This window comes from Pseudomonas sp. AIG (assembly GCF_977020205.1).
The window spans coordinates 175,771-191,573 of record NZ_CDROCK010000004.1; the positions used below are offsets into that span (position 1 = coordinate 175,771).

At 58.9% G+C, this 15,803-nt stretch carries 17 protein-coding genes; 6 read left to right on the plus strand and 11 right to left on the minus strand.

From position 1 onward, the window contains the following. Nucleotides 1-128 precede the first annotated feature (128 nt). Together ACWR1S_RS04705 and ACWR1S_RS04710 are read right to left on the minus strand one after the other, a co-directional pair. The gene (locus ACWR1S_RS04705) at nucleotides 129-1,040 is read right to left on the minus strand and encodes a LysR family transcriptional regulator (protein ID WP_454562599.1); all 912 of its coding nucleotides are present in this window, start codon (nucleotides 1,038-1,040) and stop codon (nucleotides 129-131) included. 63 nt (nucleotides 1,041-1,103) lie between these two features. After that, complete coding sequence (locus ACWR1S_RS04710; RefSeq protein ID WP_454562600.1) at nucleotides 1,104-2,432, minus strand: delta-60 repeat domain-containing protein; 1,329 nt, start codon at nucleotides 2,430-2,432, stop codon at nucleotides 1,104-1,106. A 218-nt stretch (nucleotides 2,433-2,650) separates the two neighbouring features. On the opposite strand from ACWR1S_RS04710, the gene ACWR1S_RS04715 reads away from it, so the two are divergent. Next, nucleotides 2,651-3,256 carry a hypothetical protein gene (locus tag ACWR1S_RS04715; RefSeq protein ID WP_454562601.1) on the plus strand — a complete coding sequence of 202 codons (606 nt, stop codon included), beginning with the start codon at nucleotides 2,651-2,653 and terminating at the stop codon, nucleotides 3,254-3,256. Between the two features lie 29 nt (nucleotides 3,257-3,285). Here the strand turns inward: ACWR1S_RS04715 and yiaY are convergent, their stop codons facing one another. Beyond that, the gene (gene yiaY / locus ACWR1S_RS04720; RefSeq protein ID WP_454562602.1) at nucleotides 3,286-4,434 is read right to left on the minus strand and encodes an L-threonine dehydrogenase; all 1,149 of its coding nucleotides are present in this window, start codon (nucleotides 4,432-4,434) and stop codon (nucleotides 3,286-3,288) included. Nucleotides 4,435-4,592: 158 nt separating this feature from the next. On the opposite strand from yiaY, the gene ACWR1S_RS04725 reads away from it, so the two are divergent. Beyond that, the gene (locus ACWR1S_RS04725; protein WP_454562603.1) at nucleotides 4,593-5,612 is read left to right on the plus strand and encodes a DUF4917 family protein; all 1,020 of its coding nucleotides are present in this window, start codon (nucleotides 4,593-4,595) and stop codon (nucleotides 5,610-5,612) included. A 99-nt stretch (nucleotides 5,613-5,711) separates the two neighbouring features. Here ACWR1S_RS04725 and ACWR1S_RS04730 read toward each other — a convergent pair whose 3' ends face one another. Continuing rightward, nucleotides 5,712-6,254 carry a helix-turn-helix domain-containing protein gene (locus ACWR1S_RS04730; protein ID WP_454562604.1) on the minus strand — a complete coding sequence of 181 codons (543 nt, stop codon included), beginning with the start codon at nucleotides 6,252-6,254 and terminating at the stop codon, nucleotides 5,712-5,714. Between the two features lie 106 nt (nucleotides 6,255-6,360). Here ACWR1S_RS04730 and ACWR1S_RS04735 point away from each other — a divergent pair, with 106 nt between their 5' ends. Then, a complete protein-coding gene (locus tag ACWR1S_RS04735) occupies nucleotides 6,361-7,143 on the plus strand; it encodes an aldolase (protein ID WP_454562605.1) in 783 nt (260 codons plus the stop codon). A gap of 22 nt (nucleotides 7,144-7,165) precedes the next feature. Next, nucleotides 7,166-8,047 carry a dihydrodipicolinate synthase family protein gene (locus ACWR1S_RS04740; RefSeq protein ID WP_454562606.1) on the plus strand — a complete coding sequence of 294 codons (882 nt, stop codon included), beginning with the start codon at nucleotides 7,166-7,168 and terminating at the stop codon, nucleotides 8,045-8,047. Nucleotides 8,048-8,176: 129 nt separating this feature from the next. Here the strand turns inward: ACWR1S_RS04740 and ACWR1S_RS04745 are convergent, their stop codons facing one another. From ACWR1S_RS04745 to ACWR1S_RS04755, 3 genes are all read right to left on the minus strand, one after another. Further along, nucleotides 8,177-8,521, minus strand: a complete 345-nt coding sequence (locus ACWR1S_RS04745) for a YegP family protein (RefSeq protein WP_454562607.1) — start codon at nucleotides 8,519-8,521, stop codon at nucleotides 8,177-8,179. Nucleotides 8,522-8,699: 178 nt separating this feature from the next. Next, nucleotides 8,700-9,005, minus strand: a complete 306-nt coding sequence (locus ACWR1S_RS04750) for a ribbon-helix-helix domain-containing protein (protein WP_454562608.1) — start codon at nucleotides 9,003-9,005, stop codon at nucleotides 8,700-8,702. A gap of 13 nt (nucleotides 9,006-9,018) precedes the next feature. Beyond that, nucleotides 9,019-9,600, minus strand: coding sequence for a DJ-1/PfpI family protein (locus ACWR1S_RS04755; RefSeq protein WP_454562609.1), 582 nt, complete (start codon nucleotides 9,598-9,600; stop codon nucleotides 9,019-9,021). A 280-nt stretch (nucleotides 9,601-9,880) separates the two neighbouring features. Between ACWR1S_RS04755 and ACWR1S_RS04760 the strand changes: the two genes are divergently transcribed. Beyond that, nucleotides 9,881-10,771, plus strand: a complete 891-nt coding sequence (locus ACWR1S_RS04760; protein WP_454562610.1) for a DMT family transporter — start codon at nucleotides 9,881-9,883, stop codon at nucleotides 10,769-10,771. A gap of 33 nt (nucleotides 10,772-10,804) precedes the next feature. Here ACWR1S_RS04760 and ACWR1S_RS04765 read toward each other — a convergent pair whose 3' ends face one another. The 4 genes from ACWR1S_RS04765 to ACWR1S_RS04780 all read right to left on the minus strand — a co-directional run bounded on the left by ACWR1S_RS04765 (nucleotide 10,805) and on the right by ACWR1S_RS04780 (nucleotide 14,445). Further along, on the minus strand, nucleotides 10,805-12,022 hold the full coding sequence (locus ACWR1S_RS04765; protein ID WP_454562611.1) for a class I SAM-dependent methyltransferase: 1,218 nt from the start codon (nucleotides 12,020-12,022) through the stop codon (nucleotides 10,805-10,807). 288 nt (nucleotides 12,023-12,310) lie between these two features. Beyond that, a complete protein-coding gene (locus tag ACWR1S_RS04770; protein ID WP_038358258.1) occupies nucleotides 12,311-12,928 on the minus strand; it encodes a TPM domain-containing protein in 618 nt (205 codons plus the stop codon). A gap of 33 nt (nucleotides 12,929-12,961) precedes the next feature. After that, nucleotides 12,962-13,717, minus strand: coding sequence for a TPM domain-containing protein (locus ACWR1S_RS04775; protein ID WP_454562612.1), 756 nt, complete (start codon nucleotides 13,715-13,717; stop codon nucleotides 12,962-12,964). A 119-nt stretch (nucleotides 13,718-13,836) separates the two neighbouring features. Further along, the gene (locus ACWR1S_RS04780) at nucleotides 13,837-14,445 is read right to left on the minus strand and encodes a LemA family protein (RefSeq protein WP_454562613.1); all 609 of its coding nucleotides are present in this window, start codon (nucleotides 14,443-14,445) and stop codon (nucleotides 13,837-13,839) included. Between the two features lie 260 nt (nucleotides 14,446-14,705). Between ACWR1S_RS04780 and ACWR1S_RS04785 the strand changes: the two genes are divergently transcribed. Beyond that, on the plus strand, nucleotides 14,706-15,803 hold a 1,098-nt coding region (locus tag ACWR1S_RS04785; protein ID WP_454562614.1), incomplete at its 3' end, for a glycoside hydrolase family 3 N-terminal domain-containing protein.

Below are 15,803 nucleotides of genomic sequence, written 5' to 3' on the forward strand. Positions count from 1 at the left end.
TTCAAATCAGTCTTCGCGAGCAGGCTCGCTCCCACAGGGTTTCGTGGCGGCTGCAGATTCTGTGCTCAACACATATCCACTGTGGGAGCGAGCTTGCTCGCGAAGAGGCAGGGACATTCACTGAAGATCTATGCACCCTGCCCCCGCAAATGCTCAAACAACAACCGACTCACCGGCGACAATCCCGCCTCATCCCGCACCACCACAATCAACGCGCGATCCGACCACTCATCCGTCAACGGCACCGCGTGCAAACCCAACGCCTGGCCAAACAATTCATAAGCGCGCTGCGGCAAAATGCCAATGCCCATGTTGGCCTGGACCATCCGGCACACCGCATCGAACCCAGGCACATGAATGCGAATGCGCAGGACTTTGCCGGCCTGTCGCGCCGCCGCGTGAGTACGCATGTTGATCGAACTGGCGGCATGCAATCCGACGTAGTCGCTGTCGAGCGTTTCAGCGAACGCCACTGATTCACGCGTGGCCAAGGGATGTTCTGGCAGCATGACCACGACCAGTTTGTCCTCGCGGTACAACACGCTGCGCAGACCTTTGGTGTCGCTGTCGTTGGAGCAGATGCCGAGATCCGCCACGCCATCGAGCACACCTTGAATCACCCCGGCACTGGGCCGCTCTTCAAGGTCGGTCTTGACCTGCGGATGCCGCGCGGAGAAGTCGCGCAAATCTTCGGGAAGAAACTGAATGATCGCCGACAGGTTCGCCAGCATGCGCACGTAGCCGCGCACACCGTGGCTGTGTTCGCCGAGTTCCAGGCCCATTTTTTCGACGTTGAACAACATTTGCCGCGCATGGTGCAGCAGCGTTTCACCGGCGGGCGTCAGCGTCATGCCCTTGGCCTGGCGCACGAACAGGCTGATCCCGAGCGCCTCTTCCAGCTCCATCAGGCGCTTGCTGGCCGCCGACACCGCGATGGCTTCGCGCGACGCCGCGCGGGTCAGCGTGCCCTCTTCGTGGACGGCGACAAACAGTTGCAGGGTGATCAGGTCGAGGCGGCGGATCAGGCTTTTTTGCAGCATGGAGGGCTCGCTGACTGGGGTTGTTCCGAATCGGCAGGATAGCCCGGATTTATCTCCAACTGATCAACGGCCCGTGGTGTTACGCCGTTTTGCGGCAGGTGCGGTCAGCAAGCGGACCAGCTGTGCGCTGTTGTTGCGCCTTCCCAGCACCAGGATCGAAGAAAGCTGCAGGCACGCATCGATGGCGTGCCAGGAAATATCCTTCGCGCCATCGACCTTAAACGATTGATCCACAGCGCCATCGACCAGAAAACCTCCTGTCAGCAATCCCCGTTCACCGTCCGAGCGCTGTCCGACCGTGACGATGCGTTTGCCGGCGATGTCATCCAGTGCGAAGCCTGCTGTCCAACGTCTGAGATCCTTTTCATCTATCGTTAAGGTAATAACCGGTTCTTTGCCATTGAATGTTTCGTCTTCCTTGCCAGTGCCAGTGAAACCGCTAATGAACGCATGAGCTAGTTTCTTGCCTTCAAAGGCTTCGACTGCCGAACCGAGCAAAAGCAAGCGCTCTGCCGTTTGCACAATGATGTGCTGCACCGAGCTTTCGAGCGGCTTGCCCTCCTTTTGAAGGTTCAACAGCACTATCCCCTTGTCGCCAAAAGCTTCTGCAACTTTTCCGCTGTGGTCGAACGCCATGACCAATCCCTGGTTGGTGATTTCTGTTTTTCCATGTACCAGAATCAGTCCATTACCGAGTTGAATGATCCCCGACAACGAAATCGCCACCCCTGTCAGCGTCAGGGCAATCCAGCCGTTGACCGCGAACAATGGATCGTCCACACCATCGAGTTCGAACCGCGTCAGCAATCCACTGCCCTTTTGCGACGTCACGAACAGCAGTTTGTCCGGCGCCGCCATCTGTGGAGTGGATTTCGCCAGAATCAGACGCCCACCCGTGGCACCTGTCAGAAGAGGAATGCGCGTGTTCACTGCCTTCCAGCCGTTCTTATCCTCACCGAACCGGGTATCCAGCGAGCCGTCGGGCAAGAATCGGGCGATGACCTGTTGGTATTCGATAACCTCCTCTTTTTTGACGCCAATCACACCGCACATCAAGATTTGTCCGGTCGCATCGACGATCAACTGTCCGGCTTGCGAGAACAGACCATTGCCAAATTGGCCGCGAAGATAGCCGTCATGACCAAAACCCGGATCAGGCTTTCCATCGGCATCCAGGCGCACCAGGCCGTAATACGAACCGCCCGATTCTTCAACGGTTGCGCTGACCATGATCTGCCCTGTCGGGGTTATCGCCACCCCATGGCCAATGGTCTTGCTCGCTGCGGGGAACTTCAGCGTTCGCAAGCCAAAGCGCTCATCCAGTTCTCCCGCTGATTGTGCTTTTTTCTTTTTGCGGGCTTTCGATACGTTGGGTGCTGTGGCTTTCGGCATATCGTGTGCTCCTCAAAAGATCGAAGTAGATCCCGTTGTTCAGAGCATTCGATCCGAAGCACCGAAGCGATACAACTGACAGAAATGACAGTTTTTTAGAACAAAATGAAATTATCGCCCAATCAAAAAAAGCTAAAAAACTGGTAGTTCTTACAGGTTCAAAACGTAGCGCGTCATGCCAACCTCTCGATTCAAGTCAGCCCGAAGCGAGAAGAACAATGAGCACTCCCGACGAGCAAAATACTCAATCTGTCCCGCCCCCGACCATCACATTCCCCGAGGACGGCAGCACCACGGGGCCTGCAACACTGTTGCTCGGCAGCGGCATACCGGGTGCGCGGGTGCAGGTCTGGAACAGTGAACACACGTATTCGCTCGGTGCAGGGGAGGTCAGCGCAAATGGACGATGGGCGTTTAGTATCTACACTGCCCAGTCCCAGGGAGAGCATGGGATTCAGGCCCAGCAGACGTTGGAAGGCGTCGCGTCAGACTGGAGTGAGGTGCGCAGATATACCGTGCGATTGCGGCCCGATATCGACGCACCGGTGATCTTCGAACCGAAAGAGGGTGCCCAGGTGGGTGCATCTCTGGTCTTTTCGGGTGATGTCACACAAGCCAATGGCTTCGTTAACATTTTCAACCTGGACACCGGCCTGGAGATTGTCAGAGCCAAAGTCGAGAGCAACCGGCTATGGGAGACTCAGGTTACGCAACATTTACCGGCCGGACAGTACCGGATATCCGCCATTCACAACATTGCCGGGAAGGTCTCAGACTGGTGTCGTGTTCGGTCGTTTACGGTGACCACAAACAGCAAAACCTGACGTTCAAGACATTCACCCAACTTTGCCCCTCAAAACGCGTTGCGAAAAATCTCCTCGATCTGGCGCTGATCCGCCGCCCGTGGATTGGTGAAGCCGCAGGCGTCCTTCAAGGCATTGGCGGCAAGCAGCGGAATGTCGCTGAGCCTGGCACCGAGTTCGCGCAGGCCACCGGGAATCTCGACATCTTTGGCCAGGCAGCGGATCGCAGTGATCGCCGCCTGGGCGCCCTCTTCCGCGCTGAAACCGCGAATATCCGCGCCCATGGCGTGGGCCACATCGGTCAGTCGATCGGCACACACCAGCGCATTGAACGTCTGCACATGGGGCAGCAGCACGGCATTGCACACGCCATGGGGCAGGTCGTAGAAACCGCCCAATTGATGCGCCATCGCATGCACGTAACCGAGGGACGCGTTGTTGAAGGCCATGCCGGCGAGGAACTGCGCGTATGCCATGTTTTCCCGTGCGGCGAGGTCGCTGCCGTCGCGCACGGCCAGGCGCAGGTTGTTGCTGATCAAGGTCATCGCCTTCAACGCGCAGGCATCGGTGATCGGGTTGGCAGCGGTCGAAACATAGGCTTCGATGGCGTGAGTCAGCGCGTCCATGCCAGTGGCGGCGGTCAGGCCTTTGGGCATGGCAACCATCAATTCCGGATCGTTGACCGACAGCAGCGGCGTGACGTTACGGTCGACGATGGCCATTTTCACGTGACGCGATTCGTCGGTGATGATGCAGAACCGGGTCATCTCGCTGGCGGTACCGGCGGTGGTGTTGATCGCGATCAGCGGCAGTTGCGGCTTGCTCGATTGATCGACGCCTTCGTAATCGCGAATCTCACCGCCGTTGGTCGCACACAACGCAATACCCTTGGCGCAGTCGTGCGGCGAGCCGCCGCCCAGCGACACGACGAAATCGCAGCGACTTTCCTTGAGAAGCCCCAGACCCGACTCGACATTGGCGATGCTCGGGTTCGGTTTGGCGCCGTCGAAGATCACCGAATCGATGTCCTGCATCGCCAGTTTCTCGGCGACCATCGTCGCCACGCCCGCCTTGGCCAGTCCCGCATCGGTGACGATCAGCGCCTTGCGAAAACCATAGTTGCGGATCGCGACCATGGCTTCGTCGAGGCAGCCGTTGCCCATGATGTTTACCGCCGGAATGAAAAAGGTGCTGGTCATGCGCGCGTCTCCTGACAAGGGAGCCGAATCGACTGCTCCGATTCGGCGGATAGACACAGGATCGACCGATCGGTCACGACCGATGTTGATCTGGCTCAATGCCCGCTCGTGATAAAGTCGCCGCCCATCCGCCCCTTTGTTTTGAGACCGCCTACGCAATGACCGATTTTCTGGATGTCGACGCCAGCCTTGAAGACTGGAACACCCTGCGCGCCGCGACCGAGTTCAACGGTTTGCTGGTGGGCAATGGCGCCAGCCGCGCGGTGTGGGACGATTTCGGCTATGACTCGCTGTTCGAAAATGCCCGTACCGTCGAAGAAAAACCGCTGAGCGCGTCGGAACTGGCGGTGTTTGACGCGATGCAGACGCGCAGTTTCGAGCAAGTGCTCGGTGCCTTGAAAACCACCAGCCGTGTCAACAAGGCCCTGGCCGTCAGCTCGGCGGCGCCGCGCAATCGCTACTACGCGATCAAGGAAGCGCTGATCAACACCGTGCACGCGGTGCACATTCCGTGGCGGCTGGTGAAGCCTTCGACGCTGACGGTTTTGAATGAAGAGCTGGCGCGTTATCGCACGGTGTTTACCACCAATTACGACTTGCTCAACTACTGGGCGCTGCAACATCAAAGCGACGCTATCGACGACTTGTTCAATGGCCCGAACGCGAGTTTCGACCTGAGCGAAAGCAGCACCGACACATCGCGTTTACTGTACCTGCATGGCGGTCTGCACCTGGTGCGCAATCAGGACGGCACCGCACGCAAACTGACGTCAACCGAGGGCACGCTGCTCGGCAGCTTCGCGATCAACAATACGATCAAGACGCTGGATGACGTGCCGCTGTTCGTCACTGAAGGGCCGAGCGCGGACAAACTCAAGACCATCCGCAGTTCGGATTATCTGTCGTTCTGTTATCAGCAGTTGTTGGCGCATGGCGACAGTTTGTGCATCTTTGGCCATGCGTTGGGTGAGCAGGATGAGCACATCGTTCGCGCGCTTCGCCTGGCGAAACCTGCGACGGTGGCGATCTCGATTTACCCGCGCAGTGCGGCGTTTGTTCAGCATCAGAAGCGGCATTACGCGCAGGTGTTTGAGGGGACGGGTGTGGAGTTGCGGTTTTTTGATGCCAAGAGCCATGCGCTTGGCAACCCGAAGTTGTCGGTGCCGGTCGAGGTTTAATGTAGGCCCCGCCGACGCCTTCGCGAGCAAGCTCGCTCCCACATTGGAACGCGGTCTACTGTGGGAGCGAGCTTGCTCGCGAAGCTTTTAGCAGACACCTCATTCTTCGCTGCTGTGCACCACCACCAGCAACTGCGCCTGCACATCCCCCACCGACCTGATCCGGTGCGGTTTCTGTGCATTGAAGTGCAGCGCATCACCGCGTTCCAGCAACACCTTTTCGTTCATGAAATCCACTTCGACTTGCCCTTCGTGGACGAACAGAAATTCCTCACCCAGGTGTTCCTTGAAGGTCTTGTCAGTGAACTCGCTGGGCGGGTAGATGATGAACGGCAACAGGTTGCGCTCGCTGACCTGATGCGCCAGCACGGCATAACCGGGGCTCTGATCATTCGCCGCCAGTGACTGCCGTTCGTGGCTGCGCACCAGGCTGTAGCTGTCGAGGCTGACGTTGTCTTCGGAAAACAGTTCCTCGACTTTGACGTTCAGCGCTTTCGCCAGTTTCAACGCAGCAGCAATCGACGGGGTGTTCAGCCCGCGCTCGATTTTGGACAGATAACTCTTGGTCATGCCGGATTTTTCGGCCAGTGCCTCAAGGGTTACGCCAAGTTTTTTTCTCAACAATTTCAAACGGATAGACATGCGCGGCGGTTATTCCAGCAAGGAAGCGACGATTTGTGCTTGCCAATGACACTTTGTGTCATATAGCCTCTTTCGTGTCATTTGCAATCACCCAAAGGACACAGACATGGCCAAGACATTAGCACTACCCAAAGACCAACTGGTCAAGCAAGCGCTGATCCAGATGCAAAAAAGCCTCGCGGATAATACGTGGACGGACCGGCAAAAGCTGGCTTTGACCTGCCGGATTCTGTTCGAGAACGGTCACGACTCCGGTCTGGCCGGCCAAATCACCGCTCGAGGCCCGCAGCCCGGCACCTATTACACTCAGCAATTGGGCCTGGGTTTCGACGAAATCACTGCGAGCAATCTGCTGCTGGTCAACGAAGACCTGGAAGTCCTCGAAGGTCACGGCATGGCCAACCCGGCCAACCGTTTCCATAGCTGGGTGTACCGCGCCCGTCCGGATGTGAACTGCATCATCCACACTCACCCGACCCACGTGGCGGCTCTATCGATGCTGGAAGTGCCACTGCAGATTTCCCACATGGATCTGTGCCCGCTGTACGACGACTGCGCATTTCTCGAAGGCTGGCCGGGCGTGCCGGTCGGTAACGAAGAGGGTGAGCTGATTGCCGGTGCGCTGGGCGACAAACGCGCGATTCTGCTTTCGCACCATGGTCAGCTGTCGACCGGCACAACGATTGAAGAAGCGTGTGTCATCGCCCAATTGATCGAGCGCGCGGCCAGGTTGCAACTGCTGGCGATGGCGGCCGGCACGATCAAGCCGATCATTCCTGAGCTGGGCCGCGAGGCGCACGACTGGATCGCCAAGCCGAAACGTCACGCCGCCGCCTTCAACTACTACGCCCGGCAGAACCTGCGTCAACACGCCGATTGCCTGAACTGAAACCTGTTACGGAGAGATTCCCATGTCCACTATTCACGGCATCATCGGCTACACCATCACCCCGTTCGGCGCCAACGGCGAAGGTCTGGATCTGCCCGCGCTCGGCCAATCGATCGATCGCCTGATCGACAGCGGCGTCCACGCCATCGCGCCATTGGGCAGCACCGGCGAAGGCGCTTACCTGAGCGATGCGGAGTGGGATCAGGTTGCCGAATTCAGCATCAAACACGTGGCCAAACGCGTACCGACCATCGTCAGCGTATCCGACCTGACCACCGCCAAAGCCGTGCGTCGCGCGCGTTTTGCTGAAGCCCACGGCGCCGATGTGGTGATGGTGTTGCCGGCCTCGTACTGGAAACTCAGCGAAGCGGAAATCCTCGCCCACTACCGTGCCATCGGCGAGAGCATCGGCGTGCCGATCATGCTCTACAACAACCCGGCCACCAGCGGCACCGACCTGTCGGTTGATTTGATTCTGCGCATCGTCAACGGCGTGGAAAACGTGACCATGGTCAAGGAGAGCACCGGCGATATTCAGCGCATGCACAAGCTGCAATTGCTCGGCGACGGTCAGGTGCCGTTCTACAACGGCTGCAATCCGCTGGCGCTGGAAGCGTTTGCCGCCGGGGCGAAAGGCTGGTGTACGGCGGCGCCGAACCTGATCCCGCAATTGAATCTGGACTTGTACGAGGCCGCCATGGCCGGTGATCTGGATCGCGCGCGGGATTTGTTTTACCGCCAGTTGCCGCTGCTGGATTTCATCCTCAAGGGTGGCTTGCCGGCGACGATCAAGGCCGGGTTGCGGCGGACCGGGCTTGAATCGGGCGATCCACGTTTGCCGGTCTTCCCGCTGAGTGAAGCGGGCCAGACCCAGTTGCAAACGATCCTGAAAACCCTGCGCTGATCTCACTGACACCACAAAAAACAATGTAGGAGTGAGCCTGCTCGCGATAGCGGTGGATCAGCTGAGCATGTATCGACTGACCCACCGCTATCGCGAGCAGGCTCACTCCTACAAAGGAATGTGGTGAATTTAGAGCACCGGCAAGGTCTTGTCCTTGATCACTTTGCTCGGACCGTTCGTCTTGACGCTGGCAATGCCTTTATCGCACGTCGCCTGCGAGGAATAGGATTCGCTGCTGCCGATGATCTGATGATTGGCGGCTTTCAGATTGAAGTACGGATGGCCGTCCTTCGTCGACTTCTTCTCATAGCGCTCATCCAGCGGGCTGTTGGCCTGCACCGAGGCAATGCCGCCTTCTGCTGCCGCGCGCGTGGTGTACAACTCGCTGGTCAGAATCGTTTCGGCATTCGCCGCTTTCAGCACGAACCTGAACTGGCCGTTGCTGCTTTTACTGAGTTCGTACCATCCGGACATGCTCGTTTCTCCTTGGCGATTGAGAGATTTCGCGCTTCAGAGTAAAGACCAGTCCTGATTATCTGTCGCCTGTACCGGCCTCTTCGCGAGCAAGCTCGCTCCCACACTGGATACTGAGTGTTCACTGAAGAACTACTGTGGGAGCGAGCCTGCTCGCGAATGAGGCAACTCGGTGCTGCTATTTCAGCACCGCCCGCACCACCGACAACTCCGGCGTACTCACCCGCCGCTGACTCAGATACCGCGTACAACTCACCCGCAGGAACGAGGCAAAATTCACCACTTCCCCGCGATAGTCCATCACCTCTTCATACAGTTTGGCGATCAATTGATTGGTGGTCATGCCATCGACTTCGGCGATTTCGCTGAGGATGTCCCAGAACTGATTCTCCAGGCGCAACGTGGTCACCACGCCACAGATGCGTAGCGAACGCGAGCGCGATTCGTAGAGAATCGGGTCAGCTTTAACGTAGAGCTCGCACATCGGCGATTCCTCGTTACAGGGTGATTTTGGTGCCGAGCAAGCCAAGGAAACCGGCCAGCCAGTTCGGGTGCGCCGGCCATGCCGGAGCAGTGGCCAGATTGCCTTGAACGTGGCCGTCCGTCACGGGGATGTCGATGTACGTACCGCCCGCCAGTCGCACTTCCGGCGCGCAAGCCGGATAGGCGCTGCATTCGCGACCTTCCAAAACGCCCGCCGCCGCGAGCAATTGCGCGCCGTGGCAGACGGCGGCAATCGGTTTGCCGGCCTTGTCGAAGGCGCGCACCAGGTCGAGGACTTTTTCGTTGAGGCGCAGGTATTCCGGCGCACGCCCGCCGGGGATCAGCAGCGCATCGTAATCGGCCTCGCTGACCTTGGCGAAGTCGAAGTTGAGGGCGAACAGGTGACCGGGCTTTTCGCTGTAGGTCTGATCGCCTTCAAAGTCATGGATCGCCGTGCGCACGGTGTTGCCTGCAGCCTTGTCCGGGCACACGGCGTGGACGCTGTGACCGACCATTTGCAGGGCCTGGAACGGCACCATCACTTCGTAGTCTTCGACGTAATCGCCGACCAGCATCAGGATTTTTTTTGCGGCCATGGGGAGGACTCCTCTGGGGGAATGCTTGGGAGTATTGAAGGTAGACCTTATCCGCGAGGTCGGGTAACAACCGGCTACTACCTGAGAGACCACGTCATCGTTCTTCGCGAGCAAGCTCGCTCCCACATTTGGAATGCATTCTCCTGTGGGAGCGAGCTTGCTCGCGAAGGGGCCCTCAAACTGTACGCCTAAGTCCGTGCCTAGCTGTAACACCCCGAAATTCGCGGATTATGGCTAGATGAGGACACCTTCCAATGCCCTACGGTTCAGGTCTCCCCTCATGTCCTCGCGCGAAAACACCGGCATGGCCCTCGGCCTGCTCGGCGTGGTGATTTTCAGCCTCACCCTGCCCTTCACCCGCATCGTGGTGCAGGAACTGCACCCGCTGCTCAACGGTTTGGGCCGCGCGTTATTCGCTGCAATTCCAGCGGCGATGCTTCTGTTATGGCGCCGCGAGAAATGGCCAACGTGGCAGCAAGTCAAAGGCCTGAGCCTGGTGATCGCCGGGGTGATTCTCGGATTCCCGGTGTTGTCGGCGTGGGCCATGCAGACGTTGCCGGCGTCCCACGGTGCGTTGGTCAACGGGCTGCAACCGTTGTGCGTAGCGTTGTATGCCGCGTGGTTGTCCCACGAGCGCCCGTCAAAAGCCTTCTGGGCCTGTGCGGCGTTGGGCAGTGCATTGGTGCTCGGTTATGCGTTGTACACCGGGGCCGGCAGTATTCAGGCGGGGGATCTGTTGATGCTCGGCGCGATTGCGGTCGGTGGTCTGGGTTATGCCGAGGGCGGCCGGTTGGCCAAGGAAATGGGCGGCTGGCAGGTGATCTGCTGGGCGTTGGTGCTTTCGACGCCGCTGTTGATCGGTCCGGTGTTGTATCTGGCGCTGCAACATCAGGGCGCGGTGTCAGCGAAGACTTGGTGGGCGTTTGGTTATGTGGCGCTGTTTTCGCAGTTTCTCGGCTTCTTTGCCTGGTACGCCGGGCTGGCCATGGGTGGCATCGCCCGGGTCAGTCAGATCCAGTTGTTGCAGATCTTCTTCACCATCGCGTTTTCGGCGCTGTTCTTTGGCGAACATGTCGAGCCGATTACCTGGGTGTTTGCCTGCGGCGTGATTGCCACCGTCATGCTCGGCCGCAAAACCGCTGTGCGCCCGGCGCAACCTGCTACAGCTTGAACACATAACCTTGTGGTTGTATTTCAGATCTTGTCAGGCCAGGAAACCGTCAGCGCGCAGCAGGGTTTCCAGGCAGTGTTCGCTGATGTTGTAGAAGTCCTTCAACTCCTGAATCTTCACCAACAACTGCGCCGGGTCGACCGGCTCGGCGCGTTTCACCGCCAGAATCATCTTGTTCTTGTTGGTGTGATCCAGCGAGATGAACTCGAACACCTTGGTCTCGTAACCACAGGCCTCGAGGAACAACGCACGCAGGCTGTCGGTGACCATTTCCGCCTGCTGGCCCAGGTGCAAACCGTATTGCAACATCGGTTTGAGCAACGCCGGGCTCTGGATCTGCAGGCGGATCTGTTTATGGCAGCACGGCGAACACATGATGATCGACGCGCCCGAGCGGATGCCGGTGTGGATCGCGTAGTCAGTGGCGATGTCGCAGGCATGCAGGGCGATCATCACATCCAGCTCGCTCGGCGCCACGCTGCGCACGTCACCGCACTTGAACACCAAGCCCGGATGATCGAGTTTCGCGGCGGCGGCGTTGCACAGGTTGACCATCTCTTCGCGCAGCTCGACGCCGGTGACTTCGCCCTCGGCCTTCAAGGTGTTGCGCAGGTAATCGTGAATCGCAAAGGTCAGGTAACCCTTGCCCGAACCGAAATCCGCCACGCGCACCGGTTTGTCCAGCGCCAGCGGCGACGAGGTCAGGGCATGACTGAACACTTCGATGAACTTGTTGATCTGCTTCCATTTGCGCGACATCGCCGGGATCAGCTCGTGCTGCGCATTGGTCACGCCGAGGTCCTTGAGGAACGGCCGGCTCAGCTCAAGGAAGCGGTTTTTCTCGCGGTTGTGCTCGGCGGACGGCGCTTCGCGCAATTGCTGAGGTTTGCTTTTGAACAGCGAACTCTTGCCCTTTTTGCTGTATTCGAGCTGAGCTTCGTCAGTTACCGCGAGTAAATGCGCATTTTTGAACGAGACCGGCAACAGCTCGGCAATCGCCGCCACGCCTTCAACCAATGGCAGGTTTTTGGTGATGTCGCGGGTTTTGTAGCGATAGACGAACGACAGATTCGGCTGCGCCTTGACCGTCACCGGTTTGATGATGACCCGCTGCAGATCCGCTTCGTCACCGACGTACTTGGCCAGCACCAGTTTGATGAAACCGTTCTGTTCGAGGCTGGTTTGCAGCAGCTCGATGAACTGGGCGTGGTGATCGGGCGCAGGCTTGGTGGCAGGGGAAGTAACGGACATGGAAAAGCGGCCTCGGACGGGCGAAATCGGGAATGGCGGGTATTTTAGGGGGGATGGGGGTTGGGGACACGTTCTTATTTACCCAACGGTTGTTAGAAGCGCCCTCACCCTAGCCCTCTCCCAGAGGTAGAGGGGACTGACCGAGGTGTTTTCACGAGTGACGCCGACCTGAAATACCGAGCCGAACTCAGGTTTGAAGGGCCCCCGATCTGCTCCCTTTCCCCCTCTCCCATTGGGAGAGGGCTGGGGTGAGGGGCTGGATCTCAGCGTCGACGAATAATCCAGATCTTACCCCAGCACAATCAACCGATTCGGCAACTCATTCCTCACCTGCGTCACCGGCACATGCACTTTCAGCAACTCCCCACACGCTTCGATGCAAGTGACAAACCCCTCCAGCGTACGCCCCTGCCTCACCTGCTCGGTAAACGCCGCCACAATCGCATCCCAACTCTTGTTATCGAGCCGTTTGGAAATCCCCTCATCCACCAGAATCTCCACATACCGCTCCGCCTCGCAGACAAAAATCAGCATCCCCGTGCTGCCCACCGTGTGGTGCAGGTTCTGCTCAAGAAACTGCCGCCGCGCCAGGTTCGAGGCGCGCCAATGCCGCACGCGGCGCGGAATCAGATGAGTAGTGATTTTCGGCAGACGAAACAGCAGGCACAGCACGATAAACGCACCCCACTGCACCAGCAGCAGACTGCGCAGGGTCAACCAGCCAGTCAGGTAGTGCACGACGCCCGGCACCACCAGTGCCAAGAGACTCGCCCACAACAGCGGGATATACGCATAGTCATCGGCGCGGGCAGCCAGCACCGTCACCAGTTCGGCGTCGGTGTCGCGCTCGACCCGAGCAATCGCCTCGGCGACTTTGCGTTGTTCGTGTTCAGTCAGTAATGCCATGTGGAAAAGTGCCTGCTCATTATTCTTCTGATCTCACCAGCCGCCGGACGAACCACCGCCGCCGAAACTGCCCCCGCCGCCGCTGAAGCCGCCGCCTCCACTGCCGCCGCCAAATCCGCCGCCACCACCAAAGCCGCCCCCTCCTCCGGAGCCGCCCCGGCCGGCAGGCAGGATACCGAGCATCTGGCAGACAAACACCGTCAGGATGAACAACATCACCAAAAACACGAACAATGCCGGATGCCGCGAGATGAAATCATCGGACGGATCACCGCTGGATTCATACACCGTCGACGGCTCATCCAGCGGATTACCGCCCAGTACCACCAGCATCGCCGCGACGCCATCGCTGATGCCTTTGCTGAAATTGCCGGTTTTGAACGCGGGCGTGATGACTTGATGAATGATCACTGACGTCTGCGCATCGGTCAGCCGGTCTTCCAGGCCATAACCGACTTCGATGCGCAGTTTGTGCTCGTCACGAGCGACGATCAGCAGTGCGCCGTTGTTCTTGTCCTTTTGCCCGATGCCCCAGTGCCGCCCGAGCTGAACGCCAAAATCCTCAATGGTCGTGCCTTGCAGATCCGGCAACGTGACCACGACCAACTGCTCACCAGTCGCCTGCTCGTGGGCCTGCAATTGCTGGCTCAGTTGCGCGCGCACCGACGGCTCGAGCATCTGCGCTTCATCCACTACCCGCCCGCTCAGCGCCGGGAACGTCAACTCGGCCCGGGCGCTGAGGGCGAACAGCGACAGCATCAGCACCAGGCCCATTTTCAACGCACGCATGAATACCCCCCACCGATCCCCTGTAGGAGCTGCCGAAGGCTGCGATCTTTTGATGTTGGTTTGTAAAAAAACAAGATCAAAAGATCGCAGCCTTCGGCAGCTCCTACACAGGTGTGTTTTCAGAATTTGACCTGGGGTGCCTTATCGGCATCTGGCGTGGTGGCTTCGAAGGTTTCGCGGATCGGCAGGTCGCTGTACATCACGCTGTGCCAGAGACGACCGGGGAAGGTGCGAATCTCGGTGTTGTATTTCTGCACCGCCAGGATGAAATCGCGGCGCGCCACGGCAATGCGGTTTTCCGTGCCTTCGAGCTGCGATTGCAGGGCAAGGAAATTCTGGTTGGCTTTCAGATCCGGATAACGCTCGGACACCACCATCAAGCGGCTCAAGGCGCCGGTCAGTTGATCCTGCGCCTGCTGGAATTGCTTGAGCTTCTCGGGATTGTCGAGGGTGCTGGCGTCGACCTGAATCGACGTGGCTTTCGCCCGCGCCTCAATCACTGCGGTCAGGGTTTCCTCTTCATGCTTGGCGTAACCCTTTACTGTTTCCACCAGATTGGGGATCAGGTCGGCACGGCGCTGGTACTGGTTCTGCACCTGGCCCCACGCGGCTTTGGCCTGTTCGTCGAGGGTCGGGATATTGTTGATGCCGCACGCGGTCAACAGCGTGGCCAGCACCAGCAGCGTGGCGACCTGCAAACGTGAGCGAGAGGTTGGACTTGCATTCATCGCAGTGATGCTCCTTGGCACATATCATTATAAAAACCGAGCGCGAAACATTCTCAGCGGGCTCTTGGGGCATAATCGGCCGCGTCGCTGGATTACGACGGGGCAATGGGCTAAAAAGTGCCCTGCGTGATCATGCTGCCAAGTGTCGGCTGCCGTTTTGGCTCTGTTTCTTTGAGCCTGTACCCGAACAACAATAGTCGCTCCCTAAATTTTGGCTGGCCGGCGTTGCATTGCCGCTTGGGCCCTTGAGAAAAATATTCATGAAGAAGCTGTGTTTGCTGGGTCTGTTCGTCAGCCTGGCCAGTCATCAAGTATTGGCCGCCACGACCCCGGTACCCCTGGAAAACAAGGACGCGTTCATCAGCAATCTGATGAACCAGATGACCCTCGATGAAAAGATCGGCCAGTTGCGCCTGATCAGCATCGGCCCGGAAATGCCTCGCGAGCTGATCCGCAAAGAGATCGCGGCCGGCAACATCGGCGGCACGTTCAACTCGATCACCCGTCCGGAAAACCGTCCGATGCAGGACGCTGCCATGCGCAGCCGCCTGAAGATTCCGATGTTTTTTGCGTACGACGTGATCCACGGTCACCGTACGATTTTCCCGATTCCGCTGGCCCTCGCCTCGAGCTGGGACATGGATGCCATCGGCCAATCCGGTCGCGTGGCCGCCAAAGAAGCCGCCGCCGACAGCCTCGACATCACCTTCGCGCCGATGGTCGACATCTCCCGCGACCCACGCTGGGGCCGCAGCTCTGAAGGTTTCGGGGAAGACACCTACCTGACCTCGCGCATCGCTGGCGTCATGGTGCGCGCCTATCAGGGCGCCACCCCGAGCGCCGCCGACAGCATCATGGCCAGCGTCAAGCACTTCGCCCTGTACGGCGCGGTCGAGGGCGGTCGCGACTACAACACCGTCGACATGAGCCCGGTGAAGATGTACCAGGATTACCTGCCGCCGTACCGCGCCGCGATTGATGCCGGCGCCGGTGGTGTGATGGTCGCGTTGAACTCGATCAACGGCATTCCGGCCACGGCCAACACCTGGCTGATGAACGATCTGCTGCGCCGCGACTGGGGCTTCAAAGGCCTGGCGGTCAGCGACCACGGTGCAATCTTTGAGCTGATCAAGCACGGTGTTGCCCGCGACGGTCGTGAAGCGGCGAAACTGGCGATCAAGGCCGGCATCGACATGAGTATGAACGACACCTTGTATGGCAAAGAGCTGCCGGGGCTGCTGAAGTCCGGCGAGATCGAACAGAAAGATATCGACAACGCTGTGCGTGAAGTCCTCGCCGCCAAGTACGACATGGGCCTGTTCAAGGACCCGTACCTGCGCATCGGCAAAGCTGAGGAT

What these genes read in the sequence shown, in the direction of transcription:
- ACWR1S_RS04780 (WP_454562613.1), bottom strand. Translation starts at nt 14,445, where the DNA reads ATGAATGCAAGTCCAACCTCTCGCTCACGTTTGCAGGTCGCCACGCTG.
- ACWR1S_RS04750 (WP_454562608.1), bottom strand. Translation starts at nt 9,005, where the DNA reads ATGTGCGAGCTCTACGTTAAAGCTGACCCGATTCTCTACGAATCGCGC.
- ACWR1S_RS04705 (WP_454562599.1), bottom strand. Translation starts at nt 1,040, where the DNA reads ATGCTGCAAAAAAGCCTGATCCGCCGCCTCGACCTGATCACCCTGCAA.
- ACWR1S_RS04755 (WP_454562609.1), bottom strand. Translation starts at nt 9,600, where the DNA reads ATGGCCGCAAAAAAAATCCTGATGCTGGTCGGCGATTACGTCGAAGAC.
- ACWR1S_RS04745 (WP_454562607.1), bottom strand. Translation starts at nt 8,521, where the DNA reads ATGTCCGGATGGTACGAACTCAGTAAAAGCAGCAACGGCCAGTTCAGG.
- ACWR1S_RS04770 (WP_038358258.1), bottom strand. Translation starts at nt 12,928, where the DNA reads ATGGCATTACTGACTGAACACGAACAACGCAAAGTCGCCGAGGCGATT.
- ACWR1S_RS04735 (WP_454562605.1), top strand. Translation starts at nt 6,361, where the DNA reads ATGGCCAAGACATTAGCACTACCCAAAGACCAACTGGTCAAGCAAGCG.
- ACWR1S_RS04725 (WP_454562603.1), top strand. Translation starts at nt 4,593, where the DNA reads ATGACCGATTTTCTGGATGTCGACGCCAGCCTTGAAGACTGGAACACC.
- ACWR1S_RS04740 (WP_454562606.1), top strand. Translation starts at nt 7,166, where the DNA reads ATGTCCACTATTCACGGCATCATCGGCTACACCATCACCCCGTTCGGC.
- ACWR1S_RS04715 (WP_454562601.1), top strand. Translation starts at nt 2,651, where the DNA reads ATGAGCACTCCCGACGAGCAAAATACTCAATCTGTCCCGCCCCCGACC.
- ACWR1S_RS04730 (WP_454562604.1), bottom strand. Translation starts at nt 6,254, where the DNA reads ATGTCTATCCGTTTGAAATTGTTGAGAAAAAAACTTGGCGTAACCCTT.
- ACWR1S_RS04710 (WP_454562600.1), bottom strand. Translation starts at nt 2,432, where the DNA reads ATGCCGAAAGCCACAGCACCCAACGTATCGAAAGCCCGCAAAAAGAAA.
- ACWR1S_RS04775 (WP_454562612.1), bottom strand. Translation starts at nt 13,717, where the DNA reads ATGCGTGCGTTGAAAATGGGCCTGGTGCTGATGCTGTCGCTGTTCGCC.
- ACWR1S_RS04765 (WP_454562611.1), bottom strand. Translation starts at nt 12,022, where the DNA reads ATGTCCGTTACTTCCCCTGCCACCAAGCCTGCGCCCGATCACCACGCC.
- ACWR1S_RS04760 (WP_454562610.1), top strand. Translation starts at nt 9,881, where the DNA reads ATGTCCTCGCGCGAAAACACCGGCATGGCCCTCGGCCTGCTCGGCGTG.
- yiaY (WP_454562602.1), bottom strand. Translation starts at nt 4,434, where the DNA reads ATGACCAGCACCTTTTTCATTCCGGCGGTAAACATCATGGGCAACGGC.